General features: G+C 43.5%; 11 protein-coding genes. 6 read left to right on the forward strand and 5 right to left on the reverse strand.

The genetic code is table 11. The features are described 5' to 3' along the window. Nucleotides 1–39 precede the first annotated feature (39 nt). Both BCU57_RS19810 and nfuA read right to left on the reverse strand, forming a co-directional pair. Nucleotides 40–627 carry a type II secretion system protein gene (locus BCU57_RS19810; RefSeq protein WP_102439431.1) on the reverse strand — a complete coding sequence of 196 codons (588 nt, stop codon included), beginning with the start codon at nt 625–627 and terminating at the stop codon, nt 40–42. Nucleotides 628–783: 156 nt separating this feature from the next. After that, nucleotides 784–1362: a Fe-S biogenesis protein NfuA gene (gene nfuA, locus BCU57_RS19815; RefSeq protein ID WP_076538256.1), complete on the reverse strand. Its 579-nt coding sequence runs from the start codon at nt 1360–1362 to the stop codon at nt 784–786. 192 nt (nt 1363–1554) lie between these two features. Here nfuA and BCU57_RS19820 point away from each other — a divergent pair, with 192 nt between their 5' ends. Further along, on the forward strand, nt 1555–4179 hold the full coding sequence (locus tag BCU57_RS19820) for a M14 family metallopeptidase (protein WP_157936443.1): 2625 nt from the start codon (nt 1555–1557) through the stop codon (nt 4177–4179). A 23-nt stretch (nt 4180–4202) separates the two neighbouring features. Here BCU57_RS19820 and BCU57_RS19825 read toward each other — a convergent pair whose 3' ends face one another. Further along, nucleotides 4203–4919, reverse strand: coding sequence for a ComF family protein (locus BCU57_RS19825; RefSeq protein ID WP_198589328.1), 717 nt, complete (start codon nt 4917–4919; stop codon nt 4203–4205). A 204-nt stretch (nt 4920–5123) separates the two neighbouring features. On the opposite strand from BCU57_RS19825, the gene bioH reads away from it, so the two are divergent. The 3 genes from bioH (at nt 5124) to BCU57_RS19840 (ending at nt 7057) form a co-directional block, all read left to right on the forward strand. Beyond that, nucleotides 5124–5885, forward strand: a complete 762-nt coding sequence (gene bioH / locus BCU57_RS19830; RefSeq protein ID WP_102439448.1) for a pimeloyl-ACP methyl ester esterase BioH — start codon at nt 5124–5126, stop codon at nt 5883–5885. A gap of 66 nt (nt 5886–5951) precedes the next feature. Continuing rightward, nucleotides 5952–6488 carry a hypothetical protein gene (locus BCU57_RS19835; RefSeq protein ID WP_102439429.1) on the forward strand — a complete coding sequence of 179 codons (537 nt, stop codon included), beginning with the start codon at nt 5952–5954 and terminating at the stop codon, nt 6486–6488. Between the two features lie 278 nt (nt 6489–6766). Continuing rightward, entirely contained in the window at nt 6767–7057 is a 291-nt protein-coding gene (locus tag BCU57_RS19840) for a putative quinol monooxygenase (protein WP_102439428.1), read from the forward strand. A 109-nt stretch (nt 7058–7166) separates the two neighbouring features. Here the strand turns inward: BCU57_RS19840 and BCU57_RS19845 are convergent, their stop codons facing one another. Both BCU57_RS19845 and BCU57_RS19850 read right to left on the reverse strand, forming a co-directional pair. Next, entirely contained in the window at nt 7167–9512 is a 2346-nt protein-coding gene (locus tag BCU57_RS19845; RefSeq protein ID WP_102439427.1) for a Tex family protein, read from the reverse strand. Nucleotides 9513–9755: 243 nt separating this feature from the next. Then, nucleotides 9756–10721, reverse strand: coding sequence for a helix-turn-helix transcriptional regulator (locus BCU57_RS19850; RefSeq protein ID WP_102439426.1), 966 nt, complete (start codon nt 10719–10721; stop codon nt 9756–9758). Between the two features lie 170 nt (nt 10722–10891). Here BCU57_RS19850 and BCU57_RS19855 point away from each other — a divergent pair, with 170 nt between their 5' ends. Both BCU57_RS19855 and BCU57_RS19860 read left to right on the forward strand, forming a co-directional pair. Then, a complete protein-coding gene (locus BCU57_RS19855) occupies nt 10892–11839 on the forward strand; it encodes a DmsE family decaheme c-type cytochrome (protein ID WP_102439425.1) in 948 nt (315 codons plus the stop codon). 15 nt (nt 11840–11854) lie between these two features. Next, nucleotides 11855–13846, forward strand: coding sequence for an MtrB/PioB family decaheme-associated outer membrane protein (locus tag BCU57_RS19860; RefSeq protein ID WP_102439424.1), 1992 nt, complete (start codon nt 11855–11857; stop codon nt 13844–13846). Nucleotides 13847–13853: the final 7 nt, after the last annotated feature.

Raw genomic sequence — 13853 nt, forward strand, 5'->3', positions numbered from 1 at the left:
TATTTTTATTATGTCGCATTTGATAAATAACTATCCGATTTATTCATCGATATAGGCTTGAACAGTCCCTTCTACCGAGTCATAGACAATTTTTATCTCTGCACTATTTCGACCTGCAGTATCACCAAGCGTTCGCAGTACATAAGTACATTGGGTCTCACCTGTACCGCCCGCAGCTGCATGTCGATATGATTCAAAATCCACATCATCCGAAGTATTTCTAATGGCAACCGATGGTGGGCTTTCTATCAAAGCGTTCCAAAGATCGACACACCCTTGCTGACCTTGACCAATATTGACAGGGTTGGCCATAGGGTTGTTTTTACCTGTGCCTAACGGATAGCCAAAAGCATTCATGTCGAGATCGTTATTGGCAAAGTCAGGTAGATCATTCATTGGATCACTGCCACCAATAATTTGCCAACGTGTATGGGAAAAAGTAACCGACTGCTCAAAGGATGCCGCTACCGCCTTTACTCGGCTTATTTCAGCATCACGTTTTACATCTATAAATTTACTCGCCGCTATTACTGCTAAAATAGCCAATACAATAATAACCACTACCAGCTCAATTAAGGTAAAGCCTCGCATTTTTAACGGTTTAAATTGAGTTGTTTTTTGTGCCATGAAGTTATCCTGCTCCGTTTTCATACTTAAGTTATAGCACAAGGCTCCCACTCAGCGTAAGTGACGGCCAATAAAAAACGCGACCATATTGGCCGCGTTTAGTGTAAAATTTGAATTAGCTATTGCTGTATTTTACAACAATAAAACCTTGCAAATTTACTGGTAAGAGTGAGAACCATGTTGATGGTCAGTCACATCTTTCACACCAGAGAGCTCACCAGGGAACATCTCCAGTAACTGTTTCTCAATGCCATCTTTTAAAGTGATATCAACTTGAGAACAACCATTACAACCACCACCAAACTGCAGTACTGCAACTGCATCTTCCGTGATTTCAACTAGCATGATGTTACCACCATGGCTTGCTAACTGCGGGTTAATCTCTGATTGAATCACATATTCAATACGCTCTTTTAATGGCGCATCTGAAGACACTTTACGCATTTTAGCGTTTGGCGCTTTTAAGGTTAGCTGCGAACCTAATTGGTCAGTAACAAAATCAATGCTCGCTTCTTCTAAAAATGGTGCGCTTTTTTCGTCAACCATGGCACTGAAGCCGTTGAAAGGTAATTCAGTGTCATCCGCTTCTACAGCGTCAGGTGGACAATAAGACACGCCGCACTCAGCTTGGGCAGTACCCGGGCTGATTACAAACACACGGATATGCGTGCCTTCAGGTTGATCGGCCAGTAATTTAACAAAATGCGCCTGAGCCGTATCAGAAATGTTGATCATAAAAACTGCTCCGTTAGATAGTACTTTAAAGTGTACTAAAAATAGTACTTGAGTAATTTAGTAAGAATTAGCGCTATGATACTCCTAGTTGCGACGGCTTTGTAGTCCTGCAGTGAGCAAGTTGCATAAAAAACACCGAGAAATTGCGCTTTTTAATGGCGATTTAAGTTTAATCACTTTATGGTGATTGTATTGTTTTCTTTTTATGATGTTGTTTCTTATATGATTAGCTTCAATGCATTGTTTACTCGTCTCGCTAAAGGCACCTTTTTCGGCTTCATTATCTGTATGCCATTATTTACCGTGGCGCAGGCTGATTCCCGCATTGAGCAGCGCCTCGGGGCTGAGAAAATTAATAAAAAAATCACCCAACCTACTGAATATTTAGGTTATCCATTGGGCGAGTGGCATTTAAGACATGATCAAATTAATCACTATTTACAACTATTAGCCAGCCAAAGTTCGCGAGTTTCTTTAGATTCTGCTGGTTACTCCTATGAAAAACGCCAGCAACTTAGCGCGGTCATTACCTCAGATGACAACCAACAGCGGCTAGCTGAAATCCTCGAACAACGCAGCCAAGTAAAATACGGTGTCAAACAACAAGGTCCATTACAGCAAAGCCCATTGATTATCTGGTTGGCCTATTCAATTCATGGCGATGAAGCCAGTGGCGCCCATGCGGCGGTGGCGTTAAGCCATTACCTTGCCGCATCTGATGAAGATTGGGTAAAAGAATTACTCGATAATACGGTTATTTTACTGACTCCGACCCAGAACCCTGATGGTTTTGATCGCTTTGCTAACTGGGCAAATAGCAATCGAGGCCAAGTGATTATTACCGATCCTAATCATCGTGAGCATAATCAAGATTGGCCCGGCGGACGTTTTAATCACCATTTCGCTGACTTAAACCGTGACTGGCTCTTTCTGCGCCACCCCGCCTCTCAAGGCAGAGTGGCGTTTTTCCATAAATGGCAGCCCCATTATGTAGGGGATTTCCACGAGATGTGGCAAGACCAAACCTACTTCTTTCAACCTGGTGTCGCTGATAGAGTCAATCCGCTGACCAATCCTGCCAATCAAATGTTATCCAATGAGCTAGCGGCCTATCATCGTAAAGCGCTGGATGAGGTTAAGCAGCCATATTTTAGCGGGCAGATGTTTGATGACTTTTTCTATGGTAAAGGCTCAACCTACCCAGATATCAATGGCGCTGTGGGTATTTTGTTTGAGCAAGCTAGCTCCCGTGGTCAAGCCCAAGAGTCCCCCAATGGTGTGGTCACCTTGCAAAATAGTATTGATAATCAATTTTCTACTTCACTATCAAGCCTGCAAGGCGCCCATGCGCTACGTAAAAAATTGATGACATACCAAAGTGATTTTTTTGCTCGCAACAGTAAGCGCACCCGTGACGGTAAACAAACTGGCCGCCTTATCAAAGCCCATGGCGGTAATGCCCATATCACTGAGCTTGCAACGATATTGCAGCAACACCAAATCAGCTTCAAATATCTAAACCGTGAGCTGGAAGACGATGACATACTCTTTAAGCCGTCAAACAGCCTGTTCATTCCTCAAAGTCAGCCACAGCATGACTTATTGCAAGCATTGTTTGATAAGCGCACTGAGTTTAAAGATGAAACCTTTTATGATATTTCCACTTGGAATTTTGAATCAGCTCTGGGCTTAAGTATCAGTGAAAATGCTAAACCCAACCCCAAATATCTCACCAATAACACGCTATATGTCGCGGCGACTGAGCAGCTAGATAACGCCAGCAATGTGGCCTTTATTATTGACTGGCAACAAGCGGCCGCGGCGCCCATGTTGCAGCAATTACTTAGCCAAGGGGTACAGGTTAAATACGCTAAAAAGCCCTTTAGCCTGCCTGATCGCAGCTCTAACGCCAAAAAGTCAGCAGCAATAGACTTCACAGCGGGTAGCCTGCAAATTCCCTTACGCCAGCCCAACTACAAAGGCAATATCGCCTTACTTGTTAGCCAGCTTGCCACGCAATACCAAGTAGATGTCACTGCAGCAAGCAGCTCACATACCTTAGCGGGAATGGATCTTGGCAGTGATGAATTTAGCGTGATCAACCCCATTAAGCCGTTACTGCTCACAGGCATAGATACTAACGCCTCAGAAACCGGGCAAATGTGGTATTACCTTGATCAAACGCTTGCAGCACCTGTCACTATGGTGGACAGCAATCGACTAGCAGGCATTGATTTATCAGGCTATAGCCACATTTTTATGGCTGATGGGCCTTATCATTTAATCAGTGATGCCAGCGCAAGAAAGCTGGGCAAATTTGTAATGGATGGCGGCACTATCGTGGCGCAAAAGCGGGCGCTGGTATGGCTCAATAAGCGCAATATTCTTAAGTCTCAGCCTAAAACCAGACTAGAGCTGAATAAATTATTTAGCACTTCAGGGATGAGTTATGCGGATAAGTCTAAATTAAATGCCAGACAATCCATCGGCGGCGCCATTGTGGCGTTAACACTGGATGAAACCCATCCAATCAACTTTGGTTTACCTAACCCGCTGCAAGTGATGAAAAACCGTGAGATAAGCTTTAACCTCACTTCCACGTCATTTATTGTGGCGGCGGACTATACCAATGAGCCACTGATGAGCGGTTACCTTGCTAAGGAATATCAGCGCGCTTTTGCCAACACCCCAGCAATGATTGTTGAGCCCAAAGGCAAAGGGCATGTTGTGGCATTAACAGATAATTTTTTGTTTAGAAATATATGGTTAGGCTCTGAAAAAGTCTACGCCAATGCGCTGTATTTTATCCAAAAATAACTGACTAATTTACAGTCTGCCTTTCATAATAATCCCGGTGCTTCAGCCCTTGCTAAGCACCAAGTTTGCACATGGGTATAGTGCGCCGCAAATAAGCGGCTAATTTCATTCACCGTGGTGCCTGTGGTCACCACATCATCGATAAGCGCCACCCGCTGGTAGGGGTTATCTCGCTGCAACGTAAATGCATCGGCGCAATTTAAGCGTCGCTGCTTACCATTAAGTCCCGCTTGGGCCTTGGTATCAACGCAGCGCACCAATAAACTATCGTCCATCGGAATACCAATTTGCGCACTGAGCTCTTTAGCAATCAGCCAAGCTTGATTAAAACCGCGCTGCTTTAAGCGATTGCGATGTAGCGGCACCGGAATGAGCACTTGGGGAAGTTGAATTAAACCTCTGGCCGCCAAATCCATCACCCTTACGGCTAATACTTGCACCAAGGCCGCTAATGGCGCGCATTGCTGCTGATATTTAATCCCAGCTATTAACTCCCCTAAGCCTTGATGATAACTGCAAGGGGCAATGACTAACATGGGTTCAATATGCTGGCAGTGGCCGCAATACACTTGCAATAACGGCATCGATTTACCACAACCTAAACAGACTTCCTGCTGATAAAGCCCCGCCACAAGGCAGGTCTGACACACCCCCGTATGCGGTTTAGCTGCAGAGTACTGAATGATATCTTGTTGACATAACAAGCAGCGGTTAGGCAGGTTAGCTGCCACTGCAGCCATCAATGAAACTAACCGCGCTGTATGATTGTGCAAATTGAGCTTGAGGAGTTTTGAGAGTTGCCAAGCCATAGAATATCCTTATCCTGTATGACAGTTGTTTTAACCAGCGATCATTTATTAATCGCCACTTTTTGAGGTTAGCCTTTGAATCCACCAGCGCTGCACATTACTACTATTACGCCTAAAGCTATTTCTCATACAGATATGACTCATGAAAATAGCACCGACGTTATTGATATCGTATTGCTACATGGCTGGGGGGTGAACTCTGCGGTTTTTCAGCCGCTACAAACCGCATTATCAGAGTATAGAGTGCATTATGTCGACTTGCCGGGCTTTGGTGATAGCCAAGCAAATAGCGATAATATTGAAGCATGGGCAGCGGCGTTAGCTAAAGCTCTACCAGAAAATGCCATCTGGCTTGGTTGGTCATTGGGGGGCTTAGTTGCCACTCAAATTGCCCTAAATCATCCTCAGTCGGTAAAAGCGCTGATCACTGTAGCCTCTTCGCCTTGCTTTATGGCCCAAGAGCAAAATCAGTGGCCGGGGATCGCCCCTGAAGTGCTCACGCAATTTCACCAGCAATTAAATGTCAATCTAGCCAAAACGGTCGAGCGATTTTTAGCGATTCAAGCCATGGGCAGTGACTCGGCCAAACAAGATATTGTAGCGATAAAAAAATTAGTGTTGGCTAAACCTTTACCGACCCAAGCAGTACTCGATCAAGGCTTAGATATGCTCAAAGAGGTTGATTTGCGGCCCCAGCTTAACGATATCAGCCAGCCATGGTTACGTATTTGGGGCAAATGCGATGCCTTAGTACCCAGAACCATCATCCGCCAGTTACCCCAAGCCAGTAATATTACTGACATTGTCCACAATAAAGCCTCCCATGCGCCGTTTATTTCACACCCACAGGCCTTTTTAGATGGCTTATTGCCATGGATAAAAAAACATCAAATATAGGCTATAAAACCTGCTAGCATTTGGTTATAATTTAAACATTAACTGTTTGTTTTTTAAGTGAGTGTTATGCTAATTGTCACTAATTATCCCCAAGTACCGCTTGCAACAAGTAATGTTGCAACGGATCTTGCTCGGGCGGATAATCAGCAGGCAAAGCCAATATTACCGCCACAAGCGTTAACTAAGCCCCACCATGAACGGGCGCTAAATCAAAAAAACGAATCATTATTCCGTTTAAATACCATAGAGGAAAAGCATCGCCAGCAGCGACAATCCTCAGATCAACAGAATCAGCAGCATCTATCCCAACAATCAGCTTTACAACAGCAAGCACCTCAAAGCGCACCGTTAACCGGCTTATTGCCACAACTGCTGCGAGTAGCAGCCAGAAATAATCCCACTGTTAGCCGTCGTGACATTCAGCCCCAAACGCCCACTAAGTCGACTGCAATTAACAGCGATAACAATAAAAAAACCGAAGTTAAACAACAGATAAAGCAGCATTCTGATGAGTTTTATAAACAATTTGGCCAGCACATAGCCACATGTTACCAGCAATGCACCACCCCTTCGCCACTCGCTCATCTGCTGATATTAGTCTAACCCTGCTCTCACTTTAATTAACGGGCTTGATGTCTTCACTTATTATGGCCGAACGATTACTAACTAATCATTATTACCCGCTAATCATTGTATTAGGTAATAGTCGTTATTTAGGCCATAAGCATCAATCACACATTCACTTCAAAAGATTATCTATTAATTTTTGATAATAACTCAAATGACAGCCTATTTATTCACCAGTAAGTAATGGCTAATATAGCTTCATCAGCAACAGGGCTGAACCAAATTCAACTTGATACATTATAGGAACTATCATCATGGCTAGCTTAACTATCGTAGCAAACATCATTACCAAAACTGACAAAGTAGAGCTGGTTAAAGCGGAACTACTAAAACTTATGGATATAACTCGCGCTGAAGCCGGTTGCATCAATTACGACTTACATCAAGACAACGAAAACCCTGCACATTTCATGTTTTATGAAAACTGGGAAAGCCGTGAATTATGGCAAGCACACATGGGTAACGCACATTTAGCCGAGTATATGGTGGCAACCGAAGGTGCTGTTGAGCAGTTCATTTTAAACGAAATGACTCATATCGCTTAATTGGTCGCACTATAAATTTTACAAAATAAAAAGGCCTTAACAGTCACGAGTATTCTCACGATGTTAAGGCCTTTTTTGGTTTAACCCTAAGCCAAACACATTAGCGGTGTTACTTTTTCAGCTTAGCAAAGGCGTCAGCAAAGGCATTACCCATAGCGGCATTAGCTGGGGCCTTTTGCGGTTTATGGGCTGACTTTTGCCCTGATTTATTCCCGCTAGCTTTATGTGTAGGCTTGCTGTTGGCTGATTTAGATTGATTAGCGGTTTTCGCTGTGGGTAGTGCTTCATCAAGGCGCATACTTAATGCGATACGGCGACGCTCTACATCCACTTCCATCACTTTAACTTTAACCACATCACCCGCTTTAACTATGGAGTGAGGATCGCTAACAAACTTGTCAGTGAGTGACGAAATATGCACTAAACCATCTTGATGTACGCCTACATCGACAAAAGCGCCAAAGTTAGTCACATTGGTGACCACGCCTTCTAGGATCATCTCTAGCTTCAGGTCTTTAAGCTCTTCAACACCTTCTTTAAAGCTGGCGGTTTTGAACTCACCACGAGGGTCACGCCCAGGCTTGTCTAGCTCTTTCAAGATATCGCTGATGGTGGGTAAACCAAATTCATCAGTAACAAACTCGGCAGCATTTAGCTGGGATAACAATTCGCTATTACCCATTAAGCTGGCCACAGTTTGCTGCTTGGCACTGGCAATGGCTTCAACCAATTTGTAGGCTTCAGGGTGAACAGATGAACCATCTAATGGATTTTTAGCATCGCTAATACGTAAGAAACCGGCTGCTTGCTCAAAGGCCTTTGGACCTAAACGCGCCACTTTAAGCAATTGTTTACGGCTTTCAAATTTACCGTTTTCATCGCGGTAGTTAACCACGTTTTTAGCTAAGGTTTTATTTAAACCGGCCACCTGCGCCAATAATGGTGCTGATGCCATATTTAAATCAACGCCCACGCCATTTACACAATCTTCTACGACCGCTTCAAGCGAGCTTGATAGTTGGCTTTGGCTCACATCATGCTGATATTGGCCTACGCCAATGGATTTTGGCTCAATTTTAACGAGTTCAGCTAATGGATCTTGTAGTCGACGGGCAATCGATACTGCGCCGCGGATCGATACATCTAAGTTAGGGAACTCCTCAGAAGCCAGCTCTGATGCTGAGTACACTGATGCGCCCGCTTCACTGACCATCACCTTGGTCAAGCTTGGATGCGTCTCTTTCATAAAGCTCATCACTTCAGCGGCTAATTTATCCGTTTCACGTGAGGCGGTACCATTGCCAATGGCGATGATCTCCACTTTATGCATTTTTATCAGGTTCGCTAAAGTGCGGATTGACTTGTCCCACACGTTTTGCGGCGCATGAGGGAAGATAGTGGTATGGGCCACAAACTTACCGGTGTTATCGACAATCGCCACTTTAACGCCGGTGCGCAGCCCAGGATCTAAGCCCATGGTTGCTTTAGCGCCAGCAGGCGCTGCCATTAATAAATCACCTAAATTACGGGCAAACACATTAATGGCTTCAGCTTCAGCGCGCTCACGCATTTGGCTAATAAACTCGGTTTCCATTTGCAGCGCAATCTTGATGCGCCAAGTGGCGGTAACCACAGTTTTAAGCCACTGATCGACACTCGAGTCTGAAAACTTTAGTTTGAAATGATCGGCAATAATCACCACGCAATAACTGCTTTGCGCCACTTCAGCTTTAGGGTCTGCATTCATCGATAAACTGAGCGAACCTTCATTGCGGCCGCGAAGCATGGCCAGGGCCCGATGGGAAGGCACTTTAGTAATGGCTTCAGTATGCTCAAAGTAATCGCGAAATTTTGCGCCTTCTTTTTCTTTACCTTTAACTAGGCGGCTTTCAAGCACTGCCTGTTGGCTTAAATGCTTACGCACTTTTTGCAGTAAATCTGCATCTTCAGCAAAACGTTCCATTAAGATAAAACGCGCGCCGTCTAAAACCGCTTTCGCATCGCCAAAGCCGGCGTCGGCATTGATAAATTCAGCCGCTTTTGCTTCAAGATTAATACTACGATTAGCCAGTAAAAAGTCAGCTAAAGGCAACAAACCAGCTTCAATAGCAATTTGACCTTTAGTGCGGCGTTTCGGTTTAAAAGGAAGGTATAAATCTTCTAAGCGGGTTTTGCTGTCAGCGACATTTATGGCTTGCTGCAATGCTGGGGTTAATTTGCCTTGGGTATCAATGCTAGAAAGAATAACTTGTCTGCGCTCGGCTAATTCACGTAAATAGCTTAAGCGACTATTTAGGGTTCGCAGTTGCGCATCATCTAAACCACCAGTGGCTTCTTTACGGTAGCGGGCAACAAAAGGAACGGTAGAACCATCATCGAGTAAGTTAATCGTCGCTGAGACTTGTTGCTCACGAACATTCAGTTCTTGAGCGATTATTTGAGCAATACTTGGCATAAAAGGTCTATTTGGCTTTGAATAACAAATGAGGTCAAAGATAGCATAATCAACCGCAAACGTTTATGAACAATCGATGATTTTGTGCTATTTATCTAAGCTAACTTTAGCCGTTAGCAAAGCCACACACAGTTAAATAACCGCTAAATCAGCCGCTAAAACTGCGAAATTTAATTAATAATATTACTTATGATTAATTTAATTAATAACCATTCTCATTAAACTTATTATATTAAATGTTGGTTACAGATTGTTGCAAATATTATTGCGCACATATTGAGTTGGCGTGCAGCCTGTTGATTTAGAAAAATATCGGCTAAAACTTGGTAGATCTTTAAAGCCACTTTCATATGCTGACTTTTTTATATTACCTTTATTATTTTTCAAAATAGTTATAATAGAATTCATTCTGGTATTTTGAATCATGTCTTTTACACAGCAGTTTTCAGTTCTAAGTTCACGCTGTAAACCCCTTTCTGAAACCCCAATTGAATTGGCAAGATTAGGTAAACTTAATGCTGACGGTGGAATGCTATTCGCGGCAGCTTTTACCCGGTCACTACTAGAAAGTGTTAGCTTATTTTCAGCCATTACCGGGTTAACATCTCGTTCATCTTTTGCCACTATCACTGACATTGACTGACAGTTAAAGGTCACATTATCAAACAAGTCTACATCAACACCATAGAATGACCGCTCGAATGGTAACTCTATGATTAAATTTAACTTATCTTTGAATGAATGACGTAAAATATGTGTAATACAGCTATAAATAAACAAGTCGTCATACTTAGATGCAATGGCCTGAGGAGAGCGTTTAGCCACTAAAGCTAAACTGTGCTGCGTTTCAATATTGCACCAATTGAGATCTGATACTTGATTATAAAATTGGGTAAATGCCAGCAGCTTTTGTGCATCACTTACCTCTGCTGACAAGTCGATATCTGTAAACTTGATGATCCGCTGAATAAAATATTGCATTAAATCAATAAAGAAATACTTATTGTCACAATTATTTTCTATATAACGTAATAAGTTAGTAATGGTATTAAAACCAATCAAATCTGTATCTGCAAGATATTTAAAGTGGTTATATTCATCAGGTAATGGAAAATTAATTAACTCGCAATATTCACACACAATCTTGGTGTGAACAGCTGGCCGGCACTTATATTTTATCATCTGAAAACATCTAAATAATATCCACATTTATTGGGCGGTTATTTTATTTGTTTTTGCTACTCAAGATGCTGACACGGATCACATATGTCGTTTTTTGATAATTCAATTGTATCGATTAGATTTCTACACATCCCTAGAATACCCCCTCTTAATTAGTACACTTTTTAACGTTTGATTTAATAAGGTCAGGTAACTTGATGAACTGGTATCGTAAATTCATAACCTATATCAGCATAACGCTCTGTTTATGCTCATTTAGTGCTATCTCTGCGCCATGGGATGACATGCCAGCAGACCAATTAGAGCAACAATTAGTTGAAAAGTTCGCTGCTGGTAAGTATTCCCCTAAAGGGGCAGACAACTGCTTAATGTGTCACCGCAAAAATGACAAAGTCATGGATATCTTCAAAGGCGCCCATGGCAACTTAACTAATAGTGACTCGCCAATGGCGGGGCTGCAGTGCGAAGCTTGTCATGGCCCTCAAGGTAACCATAACCGTGGCGGCAAAGAGCCAATGATCCAATTTGGCCAAGACAGCAAGTTATCAACCCAAGCACAAAATACCGTTTGTCAGGGCTGTCATAACGATCCAAAACAAATGGCATGGCATAACAGCACCCATAATCTTGAAGAAGTTGCCTGTGCTGATTGCCATAACATCCACGCAGCTAAAGATCCTGCCCTAGACAAACTAACCGTTAACGATACCTGCACTAGTTGTCACAGCCAAGAAAAAGCTGACATGAATAAGCGCTCATCTCATCCACTAAAATGGGATCAAATGACCTGTGTTGACTGTCATTCTCCCCATGGTTCTATGACTGAAAGCGCGTTAAATAAACCTTCTATTAATGACACTTGTTATAGCTGTCATGCAGAAATGCGCGGCCCAGTGTTATGGGAACATGCTCCAGTGACTGAAAACTGCGTCACTTGTCATAACCCACACGGCAGCGTTAACGAATCTATGCTCAACAACCGTGCTCCGCAGCTTTGTCAGCAATGCCATGCCGATGATGGCCATGCCAGCCGCGTAGTACCACAACCAGGAATGGATGCCTTTGGCGGCGGCAAAAGTTGTTTAAATTGCCACAGCCAAATTCATGGTTCTAACCACCCTGCTGGCAGCTTGCTGCAACGCTAAATGAGGACAACAACAATGAATTTTAAACTTAATTTTATTACCGCCTCATTAGTGATTGCCTCAGCCCCCGCTATGGCGGCTGACTTTGCGGTAGGTAAAGCCAATACCGCTAATGTTGATCAGCAAAAATATCAATGTCAGCGCTGTGAAGCTAACACTGGCTATAACGGCAGTATCAGTGTTGCCGCGGGTTACATTAGCAGTGATGATGTTCATGCTGCTAATGCCTTTGGTACTGATCAAGACGGTTTTGTTACTGCCGTTAGCGGTGATGTGAACTACCAAGGCGATAGCGGCTATCAAGCGAGCATTCAAGCTAACCAACTGGGGTTTGAAAACAGCTCAGCGAATGTCAGCGTCGGTAAAGCTGGATTATTCTCAGTTGATGCCGATTACCAATTATTGACCACCTATCAATCAGGTGATGCTCAAAGTCAGCTTTACTATGACGATGGCATGATGGTGCCAAGTGACGAGCCATACACCTTTGAGCTATCACAGCAACGTGAAAAAATGGGCTTTGGTGCCAAAGTTAAGCAAGATTTTTATCAAGGCTACCTGCGTTATGAAACCGAAGATAAAAGCGGTTACAAGAGCAGTAGCATTGTTACCCCAAGCCCAGTAAATATTGGTTTAGTTGTCGACTCAACCACTGATTCATTTACCGCAGGCGCCGCGCTTACTGGCGACAACTGGTTAACTGAGCTGAGCTACTTTGGTAGCCAGTACAAAAATAATGTTAACGATCTGAGCTTACCGTATTCATACGACTTGTATGCTGCAACCCCAGACAATGAAGCCCATCAAGTATCACTGTCGGGCCAATATCAATTAAATCGCACTGTGATGTCAGGGCGCTTTATTGTTGGCCGCATGATCCAAGATGATGACTTGATTCAAGTGGCGGGAAACCCAATCCAAAACTGGGATGGCGAAATCGACACCACTGATGCGAGCTTCAATATCACCTCAATGTTGAGCAACCGTTTACGTCTGGGTGCCAGTTATGACTACAGCAACCGTGAAAACAACAGCTCGGTATTTGAATTCCAGCAATACGACTTTAATAGCTTAAGTGGCAGCTTCAAAGAAAACGTCGCCACTGATGTCGAACGCTCAAGCTATAAAGTGAATGCCAGTTATCGCATCAGCAGTGGTTATCGCCTTCAAGCAGGTTACGATCGCAAAGATGTTGAACGTACTTACAGCGACCGCGAACAAACTAACGAAGACAACCTATGGGCCAAGTTCAGTATTCGCGCCATTGATAACGTCAATATTAATGTTAAAGCCAGCCACAGCAATCGCGGCGGTTCTGAGTATTTAACCAATGAGCTAACGTCATCTGAAGATAACAGCCTAATGCGTAAGTACTATCTTGCAGATAGAACCCGTAACGACATCGAGTTGCGCGTTAATCACAGCCCACTTGATTGGTTAAGCATCGACTTCACTGGACGCTACGCCATAGATGACTATGAGGATACTGTTATCGGCTTAACGGAATCAGAAGATTACGGTTACGACATCAATGTAAACCTACAACTTAGCAAGCAATTATCAGCTTATGGTTTTGCCGGACAACAGTGGATTAATTCAGCTCAAGCTGGCAGCCAAAATTATAGCGACCCTGATTGGTACGCCGATATTGAAGACAAATTTATCAATATGGGCGCCGGCGTGAGCTACGGCGGATTAATGCAGGATCAACTGACTTTAGGGGCTGATTACCTATTCAGTAACTCAAGCAGTGATACCTACGTTACCAGTGATGGCACCACGCCATACGGTGATTATTATTCTTATAACCATAGCGCCAGCTTATATGCCAACTACGCCTTAAGTGACGACATGGCCTTAAAGCTGACGTACCGCTACGAACGCTATTACGACACCGATGATGCTCAAATATCGCCAAATGAAGTCCCTGGAATGGTGACGCTAGGCGAGCTTAATCACAATTATAACGCCCATCAGATCATGCTGAATTTCAGCTATCTGCTGTAGTCGTTAC

The sequence above is a fragment of the Shewanella sp. 10N.286.48.B5 genome (assembly GCF_002874355.2).
GTDB lineage: Bacteria > Pseudomonadota > Gammaproteobacteria > Enterobacterales > Shewanellaceae > Shewanella.

Coding starts and splice junctions, on each gene's coding strand:
- BCU57_RS19845 (WP_102439427.1), bottom strand. CDS start 9,512: ATGCCAAGTATTGCTCAAATAATCGCTCAAGAACTGAATGTTCGTGAG.
- bioH (WP_102439448.1), top strand. CDS start 5,124: ATGACTCATGAAAATAGCACCGACGTTATTGATATCGTATTGCTACAT.
- BCU57_RS19850 (WP_102439426.1), bottom strand. CDS start 10,721: ATGTGGATATTATTTAGATGTTTTCAGATGATAAAATATAAGTGCCGG.
- BCU57_RS19810 (WP_102439431.1), bottom strand. CDS start 627: ATGGCACAAAAAACAACTCAATTTAAACCGTTAAAAATGCGAGGCTTT.
- BCU57_RS19855 (WP_102439425.1), top strand. CDS start 10,892: ATGAACTGGTATCGTAAATTCATAACCTATATCAGCATAACGCTCTGT.
- nfuA (WP_076538256.1), bottom strand. CDS start 1,362: ATGATCAACATTTCTGATACGGCTCAGGCGCATTTTGTTAAATTACTG.
- BCU57_RS19825 (WP_198589328.1), bottom strand. CDS start 4,919: ATGGCTGCAGTGGCAGCTAACCTGCCTAACCGCTGCTTGTTATGTCAA.
- BCU57_RS19860 (WP_102439424.1), top strand. CDS start 11,855: ATGAATTTTAAACTTAATTTTATTACCGCCTCATTAGTGATTGCCTCA.
- BCU57_RS19840 (WP_102439428.1), top strand. CDS start 6,767: ATGGCTAGCTTAACTATCGTAGCAAACATCATTACCAAAACTGACAAA.
- BCU57_RS19835 (WP_102439429.1), top strand. CDS start 5,952: ATGCTAATTGTCACTAATTATCCCCAAGTACCGCTTGCAACAAGTAAT.